This window comes from Streptomyces sp. NPDC033174, assembly GCF_055577795.1.
In genome coordinates this window covers 284,354-307,436 of the sequence record NZ_JBVIPQ010000001.1, presented here as the reverse complement: position 1 = coordinate 307,436, position 23,083 = coordinate 284,354, and the positions used below count along the sequence as shown (strand labels likewise).

General features: G+C 73.3%; 27 protein-coding genes. 22 read left to right on the top strand and 5 right to left on the bottom strand.

What is annotated here, in order from left to right:
* Nucleotides 1-26: 26 nt before the first annotated feature.
* From ACZ5VC_RS01460 to ACZ5VC_RS01450, 3 genes are all read left to right on the top strand, one after another.
* Nucleotides 27-998, top strand: coding sequence for an ABC transporter ATP-binding protein (locus ACZ5VC_RS01460; protein ID WP_469118899.1), 972 nt, complete (start codon nucleotides 27-29; stop codon nucleotides 996-998).
* Between the two features lie 154 nt (nucleotides 999-1,152).
* The gene (locus tag ACZ5VC_RS01455) at nucleotides 1,153-1,968 is read left to right on the top strand and encodes an ABC transporter permease (protein ID WP_469118898.1); all 816 of its coding nucleotides are present in this window, start codon (nucleotides 1,153-1,155) and stop codon (nucleotides 1,966-1,968) included.
* A 43-nt stretch (nucleotides 1,969-2,011) separates the two neighbouring features.
* Nucleotides 2,012-2,647, top strand: a complete 636-nt coding sequence (locus tag ACZ5VC_RS01450; protein ID WP_469118095.1) for a DUF2567 domain-containing protein — start codon at nucleotides 2,012-2,014, stop codon at nucleotides 2,645-2,647.
* Nucleotides 2,648-3,192: 545 nt separating this feature from the next.
* Here the strand turns inward: ACZ5VC_RS01450 and ybaK are convergent.
* The 4 genes from ybaK to ACZ5VC_RS01430 form a co-directional block, all read right to left on the bottom strand.
* Nucleotides 3,193-3,690 carry a Cys-tRNA(Pro) deacylase gene (gene ybaK, locus ACZ5VC_RS01445; protein WP_468710980.1) on the bottom strand — a complete coding sequence of 166 codons (498 nt, stop codon included), beginning with the start codon at nucleotides 3,688-3,690 and terminating at the stop codon, nucleotides 3,193-3,195.
* A gap of 23 nt (nucleotides 3,691-3,713) precedes the next feature.
* Nucleotides 3,714-4,454 (bottom strand): LON peptidase substrate-binding domain-containing protein, encoded by a 741-nt coding sequence (locus tag ACZ5VC_RS01440; RefSeq protein ID WP_469118094.1) that lies wholly within the window; start codon nucleotides 4,452-4,454, stop codon nucleotides 3,714-3,716.
* Nucleotides 4,455-4,465: 11 nt separating this feature from the next.
* On the bottom strand, nucleotides 4,466-5,509 hold the full coding sequence (locus tag ACZ5VC_RS01435; RefSeq protein WP_469118093.1) for a hypothetical protein: 1,044 nt from the start codon (nucleotides 5,507-5,509) through the stop codon (nucleotides 4,466-4,468).
* Nucleotides 5,510-5,729: 220 nt separating this feature from the next.
* Nucleotides 5,730-7,334: an oxidoreductase gene (locus ACZ5VC_RS01430; protein WP_469118092.1), complete on the bottom strand. Its 1,605-nt coding sequence runs from the start codon at nucleotides 7,332-7,334 to the stop codon at nucleotides 5,730-5,732.
* Between the two features lie 150 nt (nucleotides 7,335-7,484).
* Between ACZ5VC_RS01430 and hisD the strand changes: the two genes are divergently transcribed.
* From hisD to ACZ5VC_RS01380, 10 genes are all read left to right on the top strand, one after another.
* A complete protein-coding gene (hisD, locus tag ACZ5VC_RS01425; protein ID WP_469118091.1) occupies nucleotides 7,485-8,816 on the top strand; it encodes a histidinol dehydrogenase in 1,332 nt (443 codons plus the stop codon).
* The gene (locus ACZ5VC_RS01420; protein WP_469118090.1) at nucleotides 8,813-9,925 is read left to right on the top strand and encodes a histidinol-phosphate transaminase; all 1,113 of its coding nucleotides are present in this window, start codon (nucleotides 8,813-8,815) and stop codon (nucleotides 9,923-9,925) included. Before hisD ends, ACZ5VC_RS01420 begins: the two co-directional genes overlap by 4 nt.
* Nucleotides 9,922-10,515 carry an imidazoleglycerol-phosphate dehydratase HisB gene (hisB, locus tag ACZ5VC_RS01415; protein ID WP_468710987.1) on the top strand — a complete coding sequence of 198 codons (594 nt, stop codon included), beginning with the start codon at nucleotides 9,922-9,924 and terminating at the stop codon, nucleotides 10,513-10,515. The genes ACZ5VC_RS01420 and hisB overlap by 4 nt, the downstream gene beginning before the upstream one ends.
* Nucleotides 10,516-10,517: 2 nt before the next feature.
* Nucleotides 10,518-10,685 carry a hypothetical protein gene (locus ACZ5VC_RS01410; protein ID WP_215074345.1) on the top strand — a complete coding sequence of 56 codons (168 nt, stop codon included), beginning with the start codon at nucleotides 10,518-10,520 and terminating at the stop codon, nucleotides 10,683-10,685.
* Nucleotides 10,682-11,329, top strand: a complete 648-nt coding sequence (gene hisH, locus ACZ5VC_RS01405; protein ID WP_469118089.1) for an imidazole glycerol phosphate synthase subunit HisH — start codon at nucleotides 10,682-10,684, stop codon at nucleotides 11,327-11,329. Before ACZ5VC_RS01410 ends, hisH begins: the two co-directional genes overlap by 4 nt.
* Nucleotides 11,329-12,054 (top strand): bifunctional 1-(5-phosphoribosyl)-5-((5-phosphoribosylamino)methylideneamino)imidazole-4-carboxamide isomerase/phosphoribosylanthranilate isomerase PriA, encoded by a 726-nt coding sequence (gene priA / locus ACZ5VC_RS01400; RefSeq protein WP_469118088.1) that lies wholly within the window; start codon nucleotides 11,329-11,331, stop codon nucleotides 12,052-12,054. The genes hisH and priA overlap by 1 nt, the downstream gene beginning before the upstream one ends.
* Nucleotides 12,051-12,449, top strand: a complete 399-nt coding sequence (locus tag ACZ5VC_RS01395; protein WP_469118087.1) for a RidA family protein — start codon at nucleotides 12,051-12,053, stop codon at nucleotides 12,447-12,449. Before priA ends, ACZ5VC_RS01395 begins: the two co-directional genes overlap by 4 nt.
* Nucleotides 12,446-13,201: an imidazole glycerol phosphate synthase subunit HisF gene (gene hisF / locus ACZ5VC_RS01390; RefSeq protein ID WP_469118086.1), complete on the top strand. Its 756-nt coding sequence runs from the start codon at nucleotides 12,446-12,448 to the stop codon at nucleotides 13,199-13,201. Before ACZ5VC_RS01395 ends, hisF begins: the two co-directional genes overlap by 4 nt.
* Before the next feature lie 122 nt (nucleotides 13,202-13,323).
* Nucleotides 13,324-13,911, top strand: coding sequence for a helix-turn-helix domain-containing protein (locus ACZ5VC_RS01385; RefSeq protein WP_469118085.1), 588 nt, complete (start codon nucleotides 13,324-13,326; stop codon nucleotides 13,909-13,911).
* Entirely contained in the window at nucleotides 13,908-15,149 is a 1,242-nt protein-coding gene (locus ACZ5VC_RS01380; protein ID WP_469118084.1) for an MFS transporter, read from the top strand. The genes ACZ5VC_RS01385 and ACZ5VC_RS01380 overlap by 4 nt, the downstream gene beginning before the upstream one ends.
* Here the strand turns inward: ACZ5VC_RS01380 and ACZ5VC_RS01375 are convergent.
* Complete coding sequence (locus ACZ5VC_RS01375; RefSeq protein WP_469118083.1) at nucleotides 15,146-15,781, bottom strand: TIGR03085 family metal-binding protein; 636 nt, start codon at nucleotides 15,779-15,781, stop codon at nucleotides 15,146-15,148. The genes ACZ5VC_RS01380 and ACZ5VC_RS01375 overlap by 4 nt on opposite strands.
* Before the next feature lie 84 nt (nucleotides 15,782-15,865).
* Between ACZ5VC_RS01375 and hisI the strand changes: the two genes are divergently transcribed.
* From hisI to trpA, 9 genes are all read left to right on the top strand, one after another.
* Entirely contained in the window at nucleotides 15,866-16,225 is a 360-nt protein-coding gene (gene hisI / locus ACZ5VC_RS01370) for a phosphoribosyl-AMP cyclohydrolase (protein WP_469118082.1), read from the top strand.
* Nucleotides 16,226-16,236: 11 nt separating this feature from the next.
* The gene (locus ACZ5VC_RS01365; RefSeq protein ID WP_469118081.1) at nucleotides 16,237-17,724 is read left to right on the top strand and encodes an anthranilate synthase component I; all 1,488 of its coding nucleotides are present in this window, start codon (nucleotides 16,237-16,239) and stop codon (nucleotides 17,722-17,724) included.
* Nucleotides 17,725-17,738: 14 nt separating this feature from the next.
* Nucleotides 17,739-18,392: a TIGR02234 family membrane protein gene (locus tag ACZ5VC_RS01360; RefSeq protein WP_469118080.1), complete on the top strand. Its 654-nt coding sequence runs from the start codon at nucleotides 17,739-17,741 to the stop codon at nucleotides 18,390-18,392.
* Between the two features lie 118 nt (nucleotides 18,393-18,510).
* Nucleotides 18,511-18,762, top strand: a complete 252-nt coding sequence (locus tag ACZ5VC_RS01355; protein WP_469118079.1) for an HGxxPAAW family protein — start codon at nucleotides 18,511-18,513, stop codon at nucleotides 18,760-18,762.
* Nucleotides 18,763-18,896: 134 nt separating this feature from the next.
* Nucleotides 18,897-19,334, top strand: coding sequence for a DUF2752 domain-containing protein (locus ACZ5VC_RS01350; protein WP_469118897.1), 438 nt, complete (start codon nucleotides 18,897-18,899; stop codon nucleotides 19,332-19,334).
* 135 nt (nucleotides 19,335-19,469) lie between these two features.
* Complete coding sequence (gene trpC / locus ACZ5VC_RS01345; protein ID WP_468711011.1) at nucleotides 19,470-20,279, top strand: indole-3-glycerol phosphate synthase TrpC; 810 nt, start codon at nucleotides 19,470-19,472, stop codon at nucleotides 20,277-20,279.
* Nucleotides 20,280-20,426: 147 nt separating this feature from the next.
* Nucleotides 20,427-20,684, top strand: a complete 258-nt coding sequence (trpM, locus tag ACZ5VC_RS01340) for a tryptophan biosynthesis modulator TrpM (RefSeq protein WP_469118896.1) — start codon at nucleotides 20,427-20,429, stop codon at nucleotides 20,682-20,684.
* A gap of 339 nt (nucleotides 20,685-21,023) precedes the next feature.
* Nucleotides 21,024-22,262, top strand: coding sequence for a tryptophan synthase subunit beta (gene trpB / locus ACZ5VC_RS01335; protein WP_469118078.1), 1,239 nt, complete (start codon nucleotides 21,024-21,026; stop codon nucleotides 22,260-22,262).
* The gene (gene trpA / locus ACZ5VC_RS01330) at nucleotides 22,259-23,074 is read left to right on the top strand and encodes a tryptophan synthase subunit alpha (protein ID WP_469118077.1); all 816 of its coding nucleotides are present in this window, start codon (nucleotides 22,259-22,261) and stop codon (nucleotides 23,072-23,074) included. Before trpB ends, trpA begins: the two co-directional genes overlap by 4 nt.
* The last annotated feature ends 9 nt before the right edge of the window (nucleotides 23,075-23,083 follow it).

Here is a 23,083-nt window from a genome sequence, read left to right as displayed (position 1 = left end):
CCGTAGGCTCATCCCTCGTGAGTACGGTGTGCGTGGTGCGGGATCTGGTCAAGACGTACCCCGCCGCGCGCGGCAGGCGCGGGACGCCCGCGACCCCGGAGGTGCGGGCCACCGACGGTGTCTGCCTGGACGTCGGGCGCGGTGAGATCTTCGGCCTGCTCGGGCCCAACGGCGCCGGAAAGTCCACCCTCGTGCGCCAGCTCACGGGCCTGATGCGCCCCGACTCCGGCACCGTCGACATGCTCGGCCACGACCTCGTACGCCACCCGGAACGCGCCGCGCGGCTCATCGGCTACCTCGGGCAGGAGTCGACCGCCCTCGACGAGCTGACCGTCGCGCTCGCCGCCGAGACCACCGGCCGGCTCCGCGGGCTCTCCGCCCGGGACGCGCGCGCCGCACGTGACGCCGTACTGGACGAACTGGGCCTCGGCGACATCGCGGGACGGCCCCTGAAGAAGCTGTCCGGCGGGCAGCGGCGGCTCGCCTGCTTCGCCGCCGCGCTCGTCGGCGAGCGGCCCGTCCTCGTCCTGGACGAGCCCACCACCGGTATGGACCCTGTCGCCCGGCGGGCGGTCTGGGCGGCCGTCGACCGGCGCCGTGCCGAGCACGGGGTGACCGTCCTGCTGGTCACCCACAACGTCATCGAGGCCGAGACGGTCCTCGACCGTGTCGCCGTCCTGGAACGCGGGCGGGTCATCGCCTGCGACACCCCTGCCGGACTCAAGGAGCACGTCGCCGGAGAGGTCCGCGTGGAGCTCGTATGGCGCGAACGCGCACCGCTGGACGTCCCCGAGGTCGCCGCGCTCCGGGCCTCGGCCCAGGAGTCGGGGCGCCGCTGGGTGCTGCGGCTCGCCCCCGACGAGGCGCGGGCGGCGGTCGGGGCGGTGACGGGCGGCGCGGCGTTCGCGGCGCTGGACGACTTCACGCTGGCGACGCCCAGCCTGGAGGACGTGTACCTGGCGCTCGGCGGGGCGGCCAAGGGTCTGGTGAAGGCATGAACGCGCGCGCAGACAAGGGACCGGTGAGCACCCCCGGGCGCTCGTGGCGGCCGGTGGCGGCCCCGGGCCGCCCCTCCCCGCTCCGGCGGGTCGTGCCCCGGCAGTCCGCAGTGAACAGGAGCAGTGCCCAGTGAGCATCGTGCCCGCGCAGGCGATGACGCGCAGCGTCCCGGTGACCGGCGACGGCCGCGACCTCACGCAGGAGGCGGACGGAGCCGCGCCGCTCGCGCCGCGCGCCCGGCTCCTGCCCGCGCTCGCCGCCGTGTACCGCGCGCAGCTCTCGCGGGCTCGCGTCTCCCGTATCCCGCTGCTCTTCGTCGCGACCTTCCAGTCCGTCGGGATCATGATCCTGATGCGCGGGGTCGTCGACGGCGGGTCGGAGGCCCGCGCGGTCGTCGCCGGTTCCGCTGTGCTCGTCGTCGCCTTCGTCGCCCTCAACCTGCTCGCCCAGTACTTCGGACAGCTCCGGGCGGGGGGCGGCCTCGACCACTACGCGACGCTGCCCGTGCCGCCCGCGGCGGTCGTCCTCGGCGCGGCGGGGGCGTACGCCTCCTTCACCGTGCCCGGGACCGTCGTGACCGCGGTCGCCGGCTCGCTGCTCTTCCAGCTGCCGCTCACGCACCTGTGGATCCTGGCCGCCGTCGTGCCGCTCGCCGGAGCCGCGCTCGCCGGTCTCGGCGCGGCCCTCGGCCTGCTCGCGCCGCGCCCGGAACTGGCCACCCTCCTCGGCCAGCTGGGCATGTCCGCGACGCTGCTCCTGGGCGTACTGCCGGCGGACCGGCTGCCCGCGCCCATCGCGTACGCACGGGACCTGCTGCCGTCGACCTACGGTGTGGAGGCGCTGGCCCGCACCTTCGACGCGCGTCCCGACTGGCCGCTGGTCGCCTTCGACCTGGCGGTCTGCGCGGCCGTCGGCGTCCTCTCGCTGGCCGTCGCGACCTGGGCGTACCGGCGGGCCGCCGTCAGGTGAGTCCGGTGCGGCGGCGCCCGGGCGGGCCTGGCACGATGGCAGGGTGACCGCACCTCTGACGCCGCCTCACCAGCCGCCTCCGCAGAACTCCTGGCCCTCGCCGTACCCCGAGCCGGCCGACGAGGACGGGCCGGTCCTGCGCACGGAACTGAAGTACTCCGCCGTGGTGGCGGGCGCCTCGACCCTGGCCGGCGTCCTGCTCGCGCTGCTGTGGGTGTGGCTGGCTCCACGGGTGCCGCTGATCTCCGACGGCAAGGCCGTCTTCCTGAAGGAGAGCGAGGGGGAGTCGGCGATCGCGGCGGACGGGACGTTCGCTCTGCTGGCGCTGGGCTTCGGCCTGGTCGCCGCCGCAATGGTGTTCCTCTTCGAGCGGCGGGGCGGAGTGGCGCTGGTCATCGGACTCGCGCTGGGCGGAATCCTGGGTTCCGTGGTGGCCTGGCGTCTGGGAGTGCTGCTCGGCCCGACGGAAGACGTGGTCGCCCACGCCCGTGCGGTCGGCCAGGGCGTCACCTTCGACGCCCCGCTCAAACTCCACGCCTGGGGCGCGGTACTGGCCTGGCCGCTCGCGGCCATGGTGGTCCACCTGGGACTGACGGCCCTCTTCGGCCCCCGGGACCCGGAACCGGAGTGGAACGACCACCCGACCCCACCGCCCGCCGACTCGTCGACCGACGCGTAACGCTCTGCCGGGGTCCCGGGGGCGTGAGCGTCGCGCGCCGTCGTCGCCGGCCTGCCGGGCGCCGGCCCGAGCCGATGAGCGCCGGCAAGCCGGGCGGCGGGGCCGGCACCGCGTGATCGCCTCCTCCGCCGTGGGCAGGTCGCCGGGACGGGTGCGGCTACCGCCGGCATCGGGGCGGCCAGGTCGCTCGGGCACGAGCGTCGCGCGCCGTCGTTCGGGCGCCGGCCCGAGCCGATGGGCGCCGGGCGGGGCCGCTGAGCGCCGGCACGCAGGCGTCACGGCGGCAAGGGCGTCCGGCGTCGGCATCGTGCGATGTCATTCGGCCGCCGGCCCGGGCCATGAGCGCTGCCATGCCGGGCGCTCGGGCGGCCGGTTCGCTCGGGCGCGGGCCGGCCGGCCTGCGGGTGGCGGACATGACGCCTTGCGGGTGCCGGCCCGGGCCGATGAGGCGTCACAGCCGCCAGGGCGTCCGGCGCAGGCGTCGCCCGATGAGCGCCGGGCGTCAGGGCGGCGGGCCTCCACCGCGTGATCGCCCCCGACGGAGGCTAGCCGCGGCCGATAGGGGCCAGGACCGCAGATGTCAGGGTTGCCAGGTCGGTGGGGGCGAGTTCGACCTCCAGGCCGCGGCGGCCCGCCGAGACGCAGATCGTCGGGTGGGTCGAGGCCGACGCGTCGAGGACCGTGCGCAGGCGCTTGCGCTGGCCCAGGGGGGAGATGCCGCCACGGACGTAGCCCGTCGTGCGCTCCGCCGCCGCCGGGTCCGCCATGGCCGCGCGCTTGCCGCCCACCGCCGAGGCGAGTGCCTTCAGATCCAGCTGGCCGGCCACCGGCACGACCGCGACCGTCAGTTCGCCGTCGACATCGGCGACGAGGGTCTTGAACACACGGTCCGGGGAGACGCCGAGCGCCTCCGCCGCCTCCTCGCCGTACGACGCCGACGCCGGGTCGTGGTCGTAGGCGTGCAGCGTGAACGCCGTGCCCGCCGCCGTCAGTGCCACCGTCGCCGGAGTGCCGGCCGCCTGCTTCTTCTGCTTCTTCGCCACCGGGCGCCCCTCGTCGGTCGGTGTCAGTTCGGGCTGGTCGGGTTGCGCGTAAGATCCGTCGCCGGCAGCGACGGCAGGTGCCGAAGCACCGCCGTCTCCGCGCGCAGCAGCTTCAGTTCCTCCCGCAGCCGCGTCGCCGTGTCCGGCGCCTGCAGCAGCCGCTGCTTGGCCGGGGTGTCCAGAACGGCCGCCGCCGCGACCAGGTAGGAGACCACCGACGGGTCGTCCGGCAGCTCCGCCCCCGTCGTCAGTGAGCGCTCCCGCGCACCGGCCAGCCGCTTCTGGTACGCGCGGAAGGCCCGCAGCACACCCTCCGCGAGCGCGCCCGCGTCGTCGCCCTGCTCCTCCTCCAGCTCCTCCAGCTCCGCGGTGAGGAACGGCCCCCCGGCGTCGACCGACAGCAGCTTCACCCGCCGGGTGCCGGTGGCCATCACCTCGAAGCTTCCGTCCGCGCGCTCCCGGATGGAGGCGGCGTCGGCGATGCAGCCGACCCGGTGGAACGCCTGGAGGGGATCGGAGCCGAAGCCGGCTGCGGGGCCCTTCTCGGGCAGAGCGGTCTGGTCGGGCATCCCGGGGGCGGTCGGCGCCACCTCCCGCCCGTCGCGGATCGCGACGACGGCGAAGCGGCGCGGCTCGGACTCGTCCGTCGTGAGCAGCTCCCGCATCATGGCGCGATAACGCTCCTCGAACACGTTCAAGGGCAGGACGAGGCCCGGGAACAGAACCGAGTTCAGCGGGAAGAGAGGCAGGCGAGCGGTGGTCACAGCGGTCAAGCCTAATGGCCGATCGTGCCGCCCTGTCCGGCCCGTCCGCGCAGCGGGATCCTCGCCGCCACCCGGAGGCGTACTGCGTCCCTCGCGTCGAGGAACCGGCCCAGTGGATCGTCACTCAGCGATGTCCACGGGAAGGAGGTGGCGTACGGGCCGATCTGCCGGAACTGGCTCAGCGCGTCGGCCCACCTCGCGCGTCCCACCAGCACGTACGCCAGCAGATTGCGCACATCGGCCGGCCACGGGTCGGCCGCCGGATACGCGGCGGACAGTGCGATCGCCCGGTCCGCCGCCGCGTCGATCCGGTCGCCGTCGACGAAGGACCCGGCGGACCCCGCCGATCCGCTGTTCTCGCTCAGCTGATGCGCGAAGGCGGCCCGTACCGGCAGCGCCTGCGCCAACGAGCCGGGCAGCGCGTCCTCGGCGGCCTGCTCGGCGAAGTCGAAGCACTCGCGGTGCGAGCCGTACCAGTGCGCCGAGAGATAGGTCAGGGCCGAGACATGACAGCCGTAGTGGTGCGGGGCCCGCCGTACGGCCTGCTCCCACAGCGACTCGAACGCGGTGTGCGTGGCATGGGTGCCCCGCGCGTGGTCGAGGGCGATCCGCCACGGGACCGGGTCGCCCGGCGCCGCCTCTGCCGCCGCGTCGATGAGCGGGCCGAGCTCGCGCAGCCGCTCCGCGCGGGCCGGTGACAGCCAGGCCCTGCGCACCGCCAGCTCCGCCTTGAGCAGCAGGGCGTCGGGGTCAAGGGGCGCGGCGGCCAGCCAGTCGGTCAGCCAGGCGTCCCGGTGGAGGGCGAACGCGGCGAGACGTACGGCATAGCGGTCACGGTTCTCCCACTCGGCCGCGTCCCGCGTGGTGGCCAGCAGCTTGGCCGCCGGTTCGAAGTCGCCGAGGGCGGCGGCCACCAGGGCCGGGCCGAGCCGCTCGTCGGGCGCGTCGAGCAGGACCGCGTCGTCGGGCGGCAGCCCCCGGTCCAGCCGCGGGGTGTGCCGGGCCCCGCGGACGGTGCTGATCAGAGCGCGCAGCAATGACATGGTGCGGACCATTGAAAACCGCAGGTGGGAGCCGCACCAGGGGGGCGGCTGTGAAGCTTTGGTGGCGGCGGAATGGTTGTTCTGCCGGTAGTCAAGACCCCGCAAAGAAAGAGGTGGAGCTGCGATACCCGCGCCCCTGCTGCCCCCGCCGCTCCCAGCGCCCCTGTCGCCCCCGGCGCCCCGGCCGCCCCTTGAGGCAGGCGCGCCTCCCGGGTCCCGTCATCAGGTCCCGTCAGCCCCTCCGCAACAACCTCGACGCACCCGCCGCCACCGTCGTCGCGAGCACCCACCCGAGCAGGATGAGCGCCGCCGACACCCACTGCCAGCCGCCCTCCAGCCGCCAGTACCCGTCCTGCCCCAGATTGATCACCGGCAGCAGCAGATCCAGGGCGTACAGCGACGCGCTCCAGTTCGGCGCCTCGTCCGCCTTGATGGCGACCGGGTCGTACCGCGAGAACGCCAGCGTCCCCGCCGCCCACAGCACCGCCATCCACAGCGCCGCCCGGCCCGGCCGGTAGCCGTACGCCACCGTCCAGTCCTGGAGGAAACCCCACAGCTTGGCGGCCAGCGGCAGGGTCTCCCGCCGCCTGCGCTGCTTGGCGAGCAGCACCTCGCGGGCGTCCGCGTCCTCGCCGCTGCTGCGCAGCACCGCCGCGAGCCGCTCGTACGGCTCCGGGGCGTACTCCGGCGTCGCCGCCGCCACCCACTCCAGGCGGCGGGTCAGCGGGAAGTGCCCGTACGGCACGAGGTTCTCGTAGACGAAACCGCCCATCGCGAGCCCGCCGGGCCCCGGCCAGCTGGTCGAGAGATCGATCAGGGTGACGATCTTCGCGCCGTTCAGCACGACCCGCCCCTCGGCCGGGCGCTCCGCGTTGAAGCGCAGCTCCGGAGTGACGATCCTGCGCAGCGACAGCTCCTCGCGCCGGGCCGTCGACAGGACGAACCTGGCCCGGTGCAGATCCACCGCGTCACCGATCCGGCCGTCGTCGAGCCGCACGCCGCCGATGCACTCGAAGGGCTGCCGCCGCTGTCTGCGCCCGCGGCCGTCGCTGCGGATCCCGAACGGGGGAGTGGTCCCGGCGTCCCCCGTGGTGTCGTCCACCCAGGCGTACGACAGATAGAGCGACCGCTCCACCGTCAGCTGCGGCGCGTTGAGCGCCCGGCGCTCCGCGGTGCCGCGCAGTGTGCTGCCCCGCAGGCTCAGCGACACGCCGATCTTCGCCCCGCGCAGACTCACCTCGCCGTGCGTCTCGATCAGTTCGGCCTGGAGGTCCTGGGCGACGGACATGCCGTCCGCGGTGATCGCCCGGCCGCGCGAGTCCGGCCGCACATGGATCTGGTTGATCAGCAGATCCGTGCCGATCTGCGCGTCCGTCAACCGGATGCCCCGCTCCACCCGGCATCTCGGCAGATGCAGATCGCCCTGGGTGTGCAGTCGCGCGGCCTCCAGGCGCGGGATCGCGCAGCCCACCATCCGCAGGGTCGTGAAGTGCGCCTCGGGCAGCACCACCTCGTTGTCGAAGCGACATCCCGCCAGCTCCACATAGGGGGCTATCGTGCCGCCGGCCAGTGTGAGCGTCCCCGTGATCCGCACCCCGCGCAGCTTCAGCGCCGCGACCCGCCCGGCCAGCGCGGGCGGCCCGTCGAGCAGCAGCAATGCCACCACCGAGGCCCGGACACTACGCTCCGCGGGCCAGGGCCGGGCGGCGAACGGATCGTCGAGTACCGCATTGCCTGTGCTCATGTCGCAGGTCGCGCCGATCCGGAACGCCTGCCACATGGTCTGTTCCGCGCGGGTGAGATCGCCCGGCATGCCGTCGTCGTGCGGCTCGGTCAAGGCCGCCCCCTCGCTTCCCCTGTTTCGTACAGCCGTTCTTCCCGCTGAGTGACGGACTGAACGCTAACGGTCAGGTGGGGCGGCCGGGACGTGTATCAGCCAGTGATACGGGCGACCAAACGCGCGAAACGGTCTGAGAGAATTGCTTACGTGATTTCTCGAATCGATCTGCGCGGCGACGCCCTCCCCGAGGGTGGCGCTCTGCGCGACCTGCTGCCCCGTGCCGAGTTCGACGTGGAAGCCGCCCTGGAGACGGTGCGGCCGATCTGCGAGGACGTGCGCCATCGTGGCTCGGCGGCGGTGATCGAGTGGGGAGAGAAACTCGACGGAGTGCGCCTGGAGTCGATCCGGGTGCCCGTCGCGGCCATCACCGCGGCCCTGGAGCAGCTCGACCCGGCCGTCCGCGCCGCCCTCGAGGAGTCGATCCGCCGCGCCCGTCTGGTCCACCGCGAGCAGCGCCGCACCACCCACACCACGCAGGTGGTGGCCGGCGGCACGGTCACCGAGAAGTGGGTGCCGGTCGAGCGCGTGGGTCTGTACGTGCCCGGCGGGCGCTCGGTGTACCCCTCGTCCGTCGTGATGAACGTCGTCCCGGCCCAGGAGGCCGGCGTCGAGGGCGTCGCGATCGCATCGCCTCCGCAGAAGGACTTCGGCGGCCTGCCGCACCCGACGATTCTGGCCGCGTGCGCGCTGCTGGGCGTCGACGAGGTGTACGCGGCCGGCGGCGCCCAGGCCGTCGCGATGTTCGCGTACGGCACCACGGGCGCCGACGGCTGTCTGCCCGTCAACCTGGTGACCGGTCCGGGCAACATCTACGTCGCCGCCGCCAAGCGGCTGCTCAAGGGCCGTATCGGCATCGACGCCGAGGCCGGCCCCACCGAGATCGCGATCCTCGCCGACTCCACCGCCGACCCGGTGCACGTCGCCGCCGACCTGATCAGCCAGGCCGAGCACGACCCGATGGCCGCCGCCGTCCTCGTCACCGACTCCGAGGAACTGGCCGCCGCCACCGAGGCCGAGCTCAAGACCCAGGTCGCCGCCACCAAGCACATCGAGGACCGGATCGTCCCGGCGCTGGCCGGCCGGCAGTCCGCGATCGTGCTCGTCAACGACCTGGAGGACGGCCTCAAGGTCGTCGACGCGTACGCCGCCGAGCACCTGGAGATCCAGACGGCCGACGCAGCCGCGCTCGCCGACCGGGTCCGCAACGCGGGCGCGATCTTCGTCGGCCCGTGGGCGCCCGTCTCGCTCGGCGACTACTGCGCGGGCTCCAACCACGTCCTGCCGACCGGCGGCTGCGCCTGCCACTCCTCGGGCCTGTCCGTGCAGTCCTTCCTGCGCGGCATCCACATCGTCGACTACACGCGCGACGCCCTCGCCGAGGTCACCCACCACGTGGTGACGCTGGCCGAGGCCGAGGACCTGCCTGCCCACGGAGCGGCCCTGAAGGCGCGCTTCGGCTGGAAGGTGCCGCGGCGATGAGCGAGATCCGGATCGACGACCTCCCCATCCGCGACGAGCTGCGCGGCAAGTCCCCATACGGCGCGCCCCAGCTCGACGTGCCCGTCCAGCTGAACACCAACGAGAACCCGTACCCGCTGCCCGAGCCGCTCGTCGCCCGGATCGCGGAGCGGGTCGCCGAGGCGGCGCGCGGTCTCAACCGCTACCCCGACCGGGACGCGATCGAGCTGCGCACCGAGCTCGCCCGCTACCTCACCCGTACCGCCGGGCACCCGGTCTGCCTCGGGAACGTCTGGGCCGCGAACGGCTCCAACGAGGTCCTCCAGCAGCTGCTGCAGACCTTCGGCGGACCGGGACGCACCGCCATCGGCTTCGAGCCCTCGTACTCGATGCACGGCCTGATCGCGCGCGGCACCGGCACGGGCTGGATCTCCGGCCCCCGGGGCGACGACTTCACGATCGACGTCGAGGCGGCCGAGCGGGCCATCGCCGAGCACCGGCCGGACGTCGTCTTCATCACCTCGCCCAACAACCCCACCGGCACGGCGGTCGACGCCGGGACGGTCCTCGCGCTGTACGAGGCCGCCCAGGCGGCGAAGCCGTCCCTGGTGGTGGTCGACGAGGCGTACGTCGAGTTCAGCCACCGCGACTCGCTGCTGCCGCTGATCGAGGGCCGCCCCCACCTCGTCGTGTCCAGGACCATGTCCAAGGCCTTCGGCGCGGCCGGGCTGCGCCTGGGTTATCTGGCCGCCCACCCCGCCGTGGTCGACGCGGTGCAGCTCGTCCGTCTGCCGTACCACCTGTCGGCCGTCACCCAGGCGACCGCGCTGGCCGCGCTGGAGCACACCGATACGCTGCTCGGGTACGTGGAGCAGCTCAAGAGCGAGCGCGACCGGCTGGTCGCCGAGCTGCGGGCCATCGGCTACGAGGTCACCGACTCCGACGCGAACTTCGTGCAGTTCGGCCGGTTCGAGGACACCCACGGCGCCTGGCAGAAGATCCTCGACCGGGGTGTCCTGGTCCGGGACAACGGCGTGCCTGGATGGCTGCGGGTGACCGCCGGGACCCCCGAAGAGAACGACGCGTTCCTGGAAGCGGTTCGCGCACTGAAGAAGGAGCAGCAGGCATGAGCCGCATCGGACGGGTGGAGCGCACCACCAAGGAGACCTCGGTCGTCGTCGAGATAGACCTCGACGGCACCGGAAAGGTCGATGTCGCGACCGGCGTCGGCTTCTACGACCACATGCTCGACCAGCTCGGCCGCCACGGCCTGTTCGACCTCACGGTCAAGACCGACGGCGACCTGCACATCGACACCCACCACACCATCGAGGACACGGCCCTCGCGCTGGGCGCCGCCTTCAAGCAGGCCCTCGGCGACAAGGTCGGGATCTACCGGTTCGGCAACTGCACCGTGCCGCTGGACGAGTCGCTCGCCCAGGTCACCGTCGACCTCTCCGGCCGCCCGTACCTGGTGCACACCGAGCCGGAGAACATGGCGCCGATGATCGGCACCTACGACACGACGATGACCCGCCACATCTTCGAGTCCTTCGTCGCCCAGGCGCAGATCGCGCTGCACATCCACGTCCCGTACGGGCGCAACGCCCACCACATCGTGGAGTGCCAGTTCAAGGCGCTGGCCCGCGCCCTGCGGTACGCCTCCGAGCGCGACCCGCGCGCGGCCGGCATCCTTCCCTCCACGAAGGGCGCCCTCTAGCCGTGACGGGTCTCTCGACCATCCTGATCGTCGTCGGGCTCTTCCTCGCCGGCGGCGTGTACTCCTTCGTCAAGCAGGAGATGCCCAAGGGCCTCATCGTGCTGGTCTCCATCGCCTCGGTGATGTGCCTGGTGGCCGGCGTCCTGCGGATCCAGGGGATCTGGGAATGAGCGCAAACTCTCCGAAGAAGGTCGTGGTCTTCGACTACGGCTTCGGCAACGTACGGTCCGCCGAGCGGGCCCTGGCCCATGTGGGCGCCGACGTCGAGATCACCCGCGACTACGAGACCGCCATGAACGCCGACGGGCTCCTCGTCCCCGGCGTGGGTGCCTTCTCGGCCTGTATGGACGGGCTCACCAAGGCCCGCGGTCAGTGGATCATCGACCGCAGGCTGTCCGGCGGCCGCCCGGTGATGGGCATCTGCGTCGGCATGCAGATCCTCTTCGCCCGGGGCATCGAGCACGGCGTCGAGACCGACGGCCTCGACGAGTGGCCCGGCACGGTCGAGCCCCTCAAGGCCCCGGTCGTCCCCCACATGGGCTGGAACACGGTCGACGCGCCCGAGGACAGCGAGCTCTTCGCCGGCCTCGACGCCGACGCCCGGTTCTACTTCGTGCACTCCTACGCGGTGCGCGAGTGGGGCCTGGAGGTCACCAACCCGGCGATTCGCGCGCCCCGGGTCACCTGGGCGACCCACGGCGAGCCGTTCGTCGCGGCCGTCGAGAACGGCGCCCTGTGGGCGACCCAGTTCCACCCCGAGAAGTCCGGCGACGCCGGCGCGCAGCTGCTCACCAACTGGATTGGCACTCTGTAATGGCGAAGCTCGAACTCCTCCCCGCCGTCGACGTCCGCGACGGCCAGGCCGTACGCCTCGTGCACGGCGAGTCCGGCACGGAGACCTCGTACGGTTCCCCGCTGGAGGCCGCCCTCGCGTGGCAGCGCTCGGGCGCGGAGTGGCTGCACCTCGTCGACCTGGACGCCGCGTTCGGCACCGGCGACAACCGTGACCTGGTCGCCGAGGTCACCGGCGCGATGGACATCAAGGTCGAGCTGTCCGGCGGCATCCGTGACGACGCCACGCTGGCCGCCGCGCTCGCCACCGGCTGCACCCGCGTCAACCTGGGCACGGCAGCCCTGGAGACCCCGGAGTGGGTCGCCAAGGTCATCGCGGAGCACGGCGACAAGATCGCGGTCGGCCTCGATGTGCGCGGCACGACCCTGCGCGGCCGCGGCTGGACCCGCGACGGCGGCGACCTCTACGAGACGCTGGCCCGCCTCGACTCCGAGGGCTGCGCCCGCTATGTCGTCACCGACATCGCCAAGGACGGCACCCTCCAGGGCCCGAACCTCGAGCTCCTCAGGAACGTCTGCGCCGCCACCGACAAGCCGGTCGTCGCCTCGGGCGGTGTCTCCTCCCTGGACGACCTGCGGGCCCTGGCCGGGCTGGTCCCGCAGGGTGTCGAGGGCGCGATCGTAGGAAAGGCGCTGTACGCCAAGGCGTTCACCCTGGAAGAGGCGCTGGCGGCGGTGGCCTCATGACCGACTCCGTACGCAAGGTGGTCACCGGGGCCCCGTGGGAGGACACCTTCGGCTACTCCCGGGCCGTGGAGCTTCCGAACGGTCTGGTGCTGGTCTCCGGCTGCACGTCGGTGGTCGACGGCCAGCTCGCCGACGGCGGCCCGTACGACCAGGCGATCAACTCCTTCAACGTGGCCTTCGACGCGCTGGCGAAGCTCGGACTGGGCGCCGAGCACGTCGTACGGACGCGGATGTACCTCACCCACGCCCGGGACGTGGACGACGTCGGCCGCGCCCACAAGGAGCTCTTCGACGCCGTGCGCCCCGCCGCGTCGATGATCATCGTTTCCGGCTTCGTCGACCCCCGTCTGGTCGTCGAGATCGAGATCGAGGCCTACCGGGGAGGCTCCGCATGACGCTCGCGGTACGGGTGATCCCCTGCCTGGACGTGGACAACGGCCGGGTCGTCAAGGGCGTCAACTTCCAGAACCTGCGCGACGCGGGCGACCCCGTCGAGATGGCGAAGCTGTACGACGCCGAGGGCGCCGACGAGCTGACCTTCCTGGACATCACCGCCTCCTCCGGTGACCGCGAGACCACGTACGACGTGGTGCGCCGCACCGCCGAGCAGGTCTTCATCCCGCTCACGGTGGGCGGCGGTGTCCGCAGCGCCGACGACGTCGACAAGCTGCTGCGCGCGGGCGCGGACAAGGTCGGCGTCAACACGGCGGCGATCGCCCGGCCCGAGCTGATCCAGGAGATCGCGGAGCGGTTCGGCCGGCAGGTGCTGGTGCTGTCGGTGGACGCCCGCCGCACCCCGGAGGGCACCTTCGAGGTCACCACGCACGGCGGCCGCCGGGGCACCGGCATCGACGCCGTCGAGTGGGCCCACCGGGCGGCGGAGCTGGGCGCGGGCGAGATCCTGCTCAACTCGATGGACGCCGACGGGACGAAGGACGGCTACGACACCGAGATGATCGCGGCGGTCCGCAAGCACGTCACCGTCCCGGTGATCGCGTCCGGCGGAGCGGGCAGCCTGTCCCACTTCCCGCCGGCGATCGCGGCGGGAGCGGACGCGGTGCTGGCGGCCTCCGTCTTCCACTTCGGGGACCTGCGGATCTCCCAGGTCAAGGACGCTCTGCGGGAGGCGGGCCACCCGGTCCGCTAGCGCCGCTCGGTGCAGGGCCCCGGCCGGTGACCCGGCGGGGGCCCTTCTCCTTCTCCGAATCCGCAGGATTATTTGTGCAATTTATATTGCGCAAGTTTTCCTTCGTATCTACGGTGAGGCGCATGCCCACACCCGAAGGCCGCCGGATCACCGACCTCGGCACGCTGAAGGCCATCGCCCACCCTCTGCGGATGCGGCTCTACCGGGCCCTGTTCGTCGCCCGCGTCGCCACCGCTTCCCAGCTCGCCGACCAGGTCGACGAGGCCGTCTCGCTCGTCAGCTACCACCTGCGCAAGCTCGCCGACCACGGCCTGATCGAGGAGGCGCAGGGCCAGTCGGCCGACGGCCGCGAGCGCTGGTGGCAGCCCAGCTCCTACGGATTCAGCGTCCAGGACGAGGACCTCCGCGACGCTCCCGAGAAGGCCGCCGCCGGGGCCGCGCTCAACCGCACCGTCAGCGAACAGCGCGCCGAGCTCTACCGCCGCTTCCTCGACGAGCGGCTGACCTGGCCGCAGGAGTGGCGCTCCGCCTCCCTCAGCTCCGAGTGGCTGCCCCGGCTGACCGCGGCCGAACTGGCCGCACTCGGCGAGGAGTTGGAGGCGGTGCTGAGGAAGTACGACCAGCTGGCCCGCGCGGCGGAGCAGGCGGGCGACACCGAGGGCCGCGAGAACGTCGCCGTGCACCTCCACGGCTTCCCGTTCCGCTCATGACGACGCTCAGCGAGACACCGGCCGTCGAGCGGCTCGCCCACCGCGACCCCAACGTCCTGCGCTGGGTCGGCGCGTACACCGCCTCCACCATCGGCGACAGCGTCTACTACCTCGCCCTGTCCTGGGCGGCCGTCCGAGGCGGCAGTGCGGGACAGGCCGGTCTGGTCCTCGCCGTCAGCGCCGTGCCGCGCGCCCTGCTGATGCTCGGCGGCGGGGTCGTCGCCGACCGCTTCGGACCGCGACGCGTCGTCCTCGTCTCCGACACCGTCCGCTGCGTGCTGGTCCTGACCGTCGCAGCCGTGCTCCACGCGACCGCCCCCGGGCTCTGGCTGCTCGCCGGCCTCGCCATGGTCTTCGGCGCCGTCGACGCCCTGTTCATGCCGGCCGTCGGCGCACTGCCGCCCCGGATCGTCCCGCCCGGCCAGCTCACCCGCGTCCAGGGGATGCGCGGGCTCGCCCATCGCGCCGCCCTCGTCCTCGGCGCCCCGCTCGGCGGCCTCGCCGTCGCCCTGGGCGGCTCCGCGGGAGCGTTCGCCGCCGCCGGGCTGCTGTTCGCCCTCTCGCTCCCGCTGCTCGCCGGCCTCCGGGTCGCCGCCCTGCCCACCGGCGCCGGCGGAGGCGAAGGAACCCCGTGGCGCGACCTCGCGGACGGGCTGCGCTACCTGCGCCACCACCGCGTCCTCGGCCCGCTGACCGTCGTGATCGCCCTCAGCGACCTGGGATTCGTCGGCCCGCTCAACGTCGGGCTCGCCCTCCTCGCGGACGCGCGCGGCTGGGGCCCCTCGGGCATCGGCTGGGTCCTCGCCGGCTTCGGCACCGGCGCGGCGGCGGCCTCCTTGCTGCTGACCGTACGGGGCTGGGTCCCGCGCGCCGGGTCCGTCATGGCCTGGTCGCTGATCGTCGGCTCCGCGGCGATCGCCGCCCTCGGCCACCTGCCGCACCTCGCCGCGGCCGTCGCGGCCGCCGTGACCCTCGGTCTCTTCGCCGGGTTCAGCGGCTCCCTGTGCGGGGCGCTCACGCAGAGCGTGTGCGACCCCGCCTACCTCGGCCGGGCCACCTCGGTCGCCCACTTCTTCAGTCTCGGCGTCGCGCCCCTGACGTTCCCGCTCACCGGCGCGGCCATCGGCGTCTGGGGCGCCGCGCCGGTCTTCGCCGCCGGCGCCGCGGTCTGCGCCCTGGGCGGTGTCTACGGGCTCGTCGTGCGAGCTCTGCGCCGCGCGGAACTGCCGAAGACCTAGATCCCGAGCTGTTTCGTCTCGTGGAGCCGGGCCACCGCGTCCTTGTCGCCCTCCACCTCGACCCGCGCCGCGTCCTGCCGGCCGAACAGGAACAGCGTCAGCTCACCCGGCTCCCCGGACACCGTCACCACCGGGGTGCCGCGGTGGGCCACCACCGTCTGGCCGTTCGGACGCCGCAGCACCACACCCACCGGGGACCTGCGGCCCAGCAGCCGGGCCGACTTCTCCAGCCGGGACCACAGCACGTCCGAGAAGACCGGGTCCAGCTCGCGCGGCGACCAGTCGGGCTGCGCCCGGCGCACGTCCTCCGCGTGCACGTAGAACTCGACCGTGTTCGCCCCCTCGTCCACCTGCTTGATGGTGAACGGCGACATGCGCGGGGGGCCCGTACGGATGAGCTGGATCAGCTCCTCGTACGGCTTCGCGGCGAACTCGGCCTGCACCCGCTCCAGCCGGTCCTTGAGCATCGGCAGCAGCACACCGGCTGCCGCGTCCGGGCGGCGCTCGCGCACCACCACATGGGCCGCGAGATCACGGGTCTTCCAGCCGTCGCACAGGGTCAGGGCCTCGGGACCCGCCGCTTCCAACAGGTCGGCGAGAAGGAGCCGTTCACGCTTCGCATGGGTCGACATGCCCGCCAGGGTACGGCGGCCGTCACCGGTCCGCCCAGTGGACGCACCGCCGGGCAAAGGCCCCACCCACGGCACAATGGCGTCATGACCAGCACGCCCAGCAGTCTCGACCCGGCCATCGCCGCCCGCCTCAAGCGCAGCCCCGACGGTCTCGTCCCCGCCATCGCACAGCAGTTCGACACCGGCGAGGTGCTCATGCTGGGCTGGATGGACGACGAGGCGCTGCACCGCACCCTCACCACCGGGCGCTGCACCTACTGGTCGCGCAGCCGCCGGGAGTACTGGGTCAAGGGCGACACCTCCGGCCATGTCCAGCACGTCAAGTCCGTCGCGCTCGACTGCGACGCCGACACCGTCCTGGTCAAGGTCGACCAGGTGGGGGCCGCCTGCCACACCGGCGCCCGCACCTGCTTCGACGCCGACGTGCTCCCGCTCTCCCAGTAAGGTCAGCCGCCATGGACCTCGAGACCTTCCGCAAGCTGGCGGCCGACCGCCGCGTCATCCCCGTCAGCCGCCGGCTCCTCGCGGACGGCGACACCCCGGTCGGGCTCTACCGCAAGCTCGCCGCCGAGCGCCCCGGGACCTTCTTGCTGGAGTCCGCGGAGAACGGCCGCTCCTGGTCGCGGTACTCCTTCATCGGCGTCCGCAGCGACGCCACCCTGACCGCCCGCGACGGACAGGCCCACTGGCTCGGCACCCCGCCCGTCGGCGTCCCCGTCGACGGCGACCCGCTGACGGCCCTGCGCGCCACCGTCGAGGCCCTGCACACCCCACGTGACCTGGCCTCCGGTATGCCGCCCTTCACCGGCGGCATGGTCGGCTACCTCGGCTACGACATCGTGCGCAGGCTGGAACGGATCGGCGAGCACGGCCGCGACGATCTGAAGCTGCCCGAGCTGACGATGCTGCTCACCTCGGACCTCGCCGTCCTCGACCACTGGGACGGGACGGTCCTGCTGATCGCCAACGCGATCAACCACAACGACCTGGAGACGGGCGTCGAGGACGCGTACGCGGACGCCGTCGCCCGCCTCGACGCCATGGAGGCCGACCTCGCGCGCGCCGCCGGGACCGCGCCAGCCGCCCTGCCGCCGTCCGAGCTGCCCGAGTACACCGCCCTGTGGGGCGGCCCGGCGTACCAGGACGCCGTCGAGGACATCAAGGAGCGGATCAGGGCCGGCGAGGCCTTCCAGGTCGTGCCCTCGCAGCGCTTCGAGACCCCGTGCTCCGCGAGCGCGCTCGACGTCTACCGGGTCCTGCGGGCCACCAACCCCTCCCCGTACATGTACCTCTTCCGCTTCGACGGCTTCGACGTCGTCGGCTCCTCGCCCGAGGCACTGGTCAAGGTCGAGGACGGGCACGCCATGGTCCACCCCATCGCCGGGACCCGCCCGCGCGGCGCGACCCCGCAGGAGGACCAGGCCCTCGCCGACGAGCTCCTCGCCGACCCCAAGGAGCGCGCCGAGCACCTGATGCTCGTCGACCTCGGCCGCAACGACCTGGGGCGGGTCTGCGAACCCGGCTCCGTCGAGGTCGTCGACTTCATGTCGATCGAGCGGTACTCGCACGTCATGCACATCGTCTCGACCGTCACCGGCCGGGTCGCCGAGGGACGCACCGCCTTCGACGTCCTCACCGCCTGCTTCCCCGCCGGCACCCTCTCCGGCGCGCCCAAGCCCCGCGCGATGCAGATCATCGAGGAGCTGGAGCCGTCCCGGCGCGGGCTGTACGGCGGCTGCGTCGGCTACCTCGACTTCGCCGGGGACTCCGACACCGCCATCGCCATCCGTACCGCCCTGCTCCGCGACGGCACCGCGTACGTGCAGGCCGGAGCGGGTGTCGTCGCCGACTCCGACCCCGTCGGCGAGGACAACGAATGCCGCAACAAGGCCGCGGCGGTACTCCGCGCCGTACACACCGCCAACCGGATGAACGGCGCATGACGGCGTAGGGGATAGTGGGGTACGTGAGTGCCGTACCCGTACCCCAGCCCCGCGCCGCGAACGCCGGAGCCGCCCCGGCCGCCGGCGGTGGCCGCCGCAGCCTCGCCGCAGCCCTCCTCCTGGGTGCCGTCGGAGCCACCGTCGCACTGCTCTCCTCGGGCCAGATCTGGGCCGAGGGCACGGCAGCGGTCGGCGGCGGCACCGTGCCGCTCGAAGCCCAGGGCGGCGATGTCACCGGCGTCCCGTCGGCGCTCGCCGTCGTCGGTCTCGCCGCCCTCGTCGCCGTCTTCGCCGTCCGCAGCGGCGGCCGGCTCCTGGTCTCCGGCCTCCTCGCGCTGAGCGGCGCGGGCGCGGCCGCCGCGGCCCTCCTCGGCGCCTCCGACAGCTCCGCGCTCGACGAGATGGCCGCCCGCACCACCGGTGACGCCGGCGCCGGCGTGGACGCGCTCACCCATACGGCCTGGCCGTACGTGACCGCCGCGGCCGGACTGCTCATCCTCCTCGCCGGTCTCCTGGCGCTGCGCTACGGCAAGGTGTGGCCCGCCATGTCCGGCCGCTACGAGCGCGAGGGCGCCCCGCGCGCCCGCAAGGCGCGCCCGTCCCAGGACCCCGACCGGCCCGAGGAGCTGTGGAAGGCCCTGGACCGGGGCGAGGACCCGACCGGCTGATCCCGGACCCCCACGTCACGCGCCCCGGCCGGGTGCGTGACAATGGGCGACGAGCGTCCGCATCCGGCGCGACCTCACCCAAGCCTCACCACAGAGCGACAGCAACGAGGAGCAACTCATGGCGGGCAGCGCCCACGGACACACCCCGGCCGCCTGGACGGGTGTCATCATCTCCTTCATCGGCTTCTGCATCGCCGGTGTCTTCATGGTGGCCGCCAACCCGCTCGGCTTCTGGGCCGGAATCGCCGTCATCCTGCTCGGCGGCGTCGTCGGCTGGGCGATGCGGCTGGCCGGACTCGGCGCCCCCAAGGAGACCGACGACCGCGTCCAGGCGCGTGCCGCGGCCAGTCAGTCCGCCTCCGCCTCCTGACGGCTCACGACGCACCGGCAGCCGGTCCCACCGGCCGCCGTCCCGAGTCACTCGCGACCTCACCGGAAGGCGCGGCACGGCAGGCCCGTGCTGCGCCTTCCGGCGTCAGTGGGCACAATCGCCGGGTGGACCCCCTGACGACCCCCGCCGCCCCCGCCCCCTCTCCCGCCCCACCACCGCTCTCCCGGCGCCTCCTGGCCCCGCTGGGCACCCTCGCGGGCGTCGCGGCCGCCTTCGCGTACGTCGGGACCGTGGACCCGAACGAGCCCGGGCACTACCCCGTCTGCCCCCTCCTGCGTTTCACCGGCATCCTCTGCCCCGGCTGCGGCGGGCTGCGCAGCGCCCACGCCTTCATCCACGGCGACCTCTCCGCCGCGTTCGGCGCCAACGCCCTGGCTGTCATCGGCTACGGGATCTTCGCGGCGCTGATGGTCGTCTGGCTGATTCGCGCCGTACGGGGGCTCCCCGTACGGGTCACCCTCGGCCCGGCCTGGTGGTGGGCCCTCGGCGCCGTCCTGCTGGCCTTCACGGTGATCCGGAACCTTCCGTTCGGCGCCGTGCTCGCTCCGTGACGATCCGGTGAAGTCCCAGGTAGTGGGACGCAAGTCAACCGGATGCGGGCGCTACGCCGTCCTGCGGATACCATCGAGATGGCTGATCCTGGCTCAACACGACCGTCATCACCGTCCCGGAAGGGGGCCTCTCGCGTGAGTGTGCTCGACGAGATCATCGAAGGCGTACGCGCCGACCTCGCAGAGCGGCAGGCGCGGGTCTCCCTCGACGAGCTCAAGGAGCGCGCAGCGAAGGCACCGCAGGCCAAGGACGGAGTGGCCGCCCTGCGCGGCGACGGCGTCAAGGTCATCTGCGAGGTCAAGCGCTCCAGCCCGTCGAAGGGCGCACTCGCCGCGATCGCCGACCCCGCGGGTCTCGCCGCCGACTACGAAGCGGGCGGCGCCGCCGTCATCTCCGTCCTCACCGAACAGCGTCGCTTCGGCGGCTCGCTGGCCGACCTGGAGGCCGTCCGCGCCCGGGTCGACATCCCGGTGTTGCGCAAGGACTTCATCGTCACCGCGTACCAGCTGTGGGAGGCCCGGGCGTACGGCGCCGACCTGGCGCTCCTCATCGTCGCCGCGCTGGACCAGGAGGCGCTCGTCTCCCTGATCGAGCGTGCCGAGTCCATCGGCCTCACCCCGCTGGTCGAGGTGCACGACGAGGACGAGGTCGAGCGTGCGGTCGACGCCGGCGCGCGGATCATCGGCGTCAACGCGCGCGACCTGAAGACCCTGAAGGTCGACCGCTCCACGTTCGAGCGCGTCGCCCCCGAGGTCCCCGCCCACATCGTCAAGATCGCCGAGTCCGGGGTGCGCGGCCCGCACGACCTCATCGCGTACGCCAACGCCGGCGCCGACGCGGTGCTGGTCGGCGAATCCCTCGTCACCGGCCGCGACCCCAAGGCCGCCGTGGCCGATCTGGTCGCCGCCGGCGCCCACCCGGCCCTGCGCCACGGCCGGAGCTGACCTCCGCCCATGTCCACCCGCCGCCCGCTCCCGACGCCCCTGGGTCCGCCCCGGGGCGACTCGGGCATGCGTGCGGCCACCGCGGCGGACGCCCTGCCGCGCGCCTCGGCCGAGCACGTCGAACCGCCGGCCGGGGGTGCGGGCGTCCTGCCCGCCCCCCGACCGGCCGGTCGGCCGCGCTCCGGCGACAGGGCGGCCGGCGTCCTCCGGGCGAGTGCCGGCGCGTCGGCTCCCGCCCGGGATCCGCACGCCCCTCTGGCCCGTGGCTGCCGCCCGCGCGGCTGCCGCGCCCCCGCCCGCCGCGTGCACGGCCGGCGCGTCCGGTACGTGATCGGTGACGAGCCCGGACAGGTCAACGGCATGCGATGGCGCGGGCGCCTCGCGCGCCCCCACCGCTGCCGTTAGGCTCCGCCGCGTCCGAGGACGCACGGCGCCGGCCGCGCCGCCGCCGACCCGGGATCGCCGGGCCCGCCGTGTCCGCGTCCGGGGCCGTCGGAGCCGGTCCCACCGGCCCCGTCCCGACAGCCACCGCGCCGTCCGGCGAGGCCGCCGGGTCCCCGACGTGCCCGGTGGGCCCGCGGCCGCGGCCGCCGGTGCCGTCCGGTTCCGTACGGTCCGTACACCACGGGTCCGATGCCGGCACCCGGACCGCCGTGGCAGCCCGACCGCGGCGGCGCGCGCGCATACCGTGACCACCTTCAGCCCGTAGTCCGGGGCAACCGCGCCCCGCGAGGAGCATGTCGCATGTCCAGCGAGTTCTTCATTCCGGACCCCGAGGGTCAAGTCCCCAGCGTCGAGGGTTACTTCGGCGCGTACGGCGGCAAGTTCATCCCGGAGGCCCTGGTGGCCGCCGTCGACGAGGTCGCCGTCGAGTACGACAAGGCCAAGTCCGACCCGGCCTTCGCCGCCGAGCTCAACGACCTGATGGTCAACTACACCGGCCGCCCCAGCGCCCTCACCGAGGTGCCCCGGTTCGCCGAACACGCCGGTGGCGCACGGATCTTCCTCAAGCGGGAGGACCTCAACCACACCGGCTCGCACAAGATCAACAATGTGCTCGGCCAGGCCCTGCTCACCAAGCGTATGGGCAAGACCCGCGTCATCGCCGAGACCGGCGCCGGGCAGCACGGTGTCGCCACCGCCACCGCCTGCGCGCTCTTCGGCCTCGAATGCACCATCTACATGGGCGAGATCGACACCCAGCGCCAGGCGCTGAACGTCGCCCGGATGCGGATGCTCGGCGCCGAGGTCATCCCGGTGAAGTCCGGCAGCCGCACCCTCAAGGACGCCATCAACGAGGCGTTCCGCGACTGGGTCGCCAACGTCGACCGCACGCACTACCTCTTCGGCACGGTCGCCGGCCCGCACCCCTTCCCGGCCATGGTCCGCGACTTCCACCGCGTCATCGGGGTCGAGGCCCGCCGCCAGATCCTGGAGCGGGCCGGACGGCTCCCCGACGCCGCCATCGCCTGCGTCGGTGGCGGCTCCAACGCCATCGGTCTCTTCCACGCCTTCATCCCGGACACGGACGTCCGCCTCATCGGCTGCGAGCCGGCCGGGCACGGCGTCGAGACCGGCGAGCACGCGGCGACCCTGACCGCCGGCGAACCCGGCATCCTGCACGGCTCCCGGTCGTACGTCCTCCAGGACGACGAGGGCCAGATCACCGAGCCGTACTCGATCTCGGCCGGCCTCGACTACCCGGGCATCGGCCCCGAGCACGCGTACCTCAAGGACGCCGGCCGGGGCGAGTACCGCGCGGTGACCGACGACGCGGCCATGCAGGCCCTGCGGCTGCTGTCCCGCACCGAGGGCATCATCCCGGCCATCGAGTCCGCGCACGCGCTGGCCGGTGCGCTGGAGGTCGGCAAGGAACTCGGCAAGGACGGGTTGATCATCGTCAACCTGTCGGGCCGCGGCGACAAGGACATGGACACGGCCGCCCGCTACTTCGGGCTGTACGACGGGGAGGGCTCCAAGTGAGCGGCAACATCCAGCTGTTGAGCGACACCCTGGCACGGGCCACGTCCGAGAACCGGGCCGCGCTCATCGCCTACCTCCCGGCCGGCTTCCCGACCGTCGACGGCGGCATCGAAGCGGTCAAGGCCGCCTTCGACGGCGGCGCCGACATCGTCGAGGTGGGGCTGCCGCACAGCGACCCGGTCCTCGACGGGCCGGTCATCCAGACCGCCGACGACATCGCCCTGCGCGGCGGCGTCAAGATCGCCGACGTGATGCGCACCGTCCGGGAGGCCTTCGAGGCGACCGGGAAGCCGGTCCTCGTCATGACGTACTGGAACCCCATCGACCGGTACGGCATCGCCCGGTTCACCGAGGAGCTGGCGGCGGCCGGCGGCGCGGGATGCATCCTGCCCGACCTGCCGGTCCAGGAGTCCGCGACGTGGAGAGAGCACGCCGACAAGCACGGTCTCGCCACCGTCTTCGTCGTCGCGCCGAGCAGCAAGGACGCGCGCCTGGCCACCATCACGGCGGCCGGTTCCGGCTTCGTCTACGCGGCCTCGCTGATGGGCGTCACCGGTACCCGTGAGTCGGTCGGCGAACAAGCCGCCGACCTCGTGCGCCGGACGCGTGCCACCTCGTCGCTGCCCGTCTGTGTCGGCCTCGGCGTGTCGAATGCCAAGCAGGCCGCCGAGGTCGCGGACTTCGCCGACGGCGTCATCGTCGGCTCCGCCTTCGTCAAGCGGATGCTGGACGCCGACGACCACGCGGCCGGCCTCGCGGCCGTAAGGGAACTGGCGGCCGAACTCGCCGAGGGCGTACGCCGGGTTCGGTAGCCCATAAGG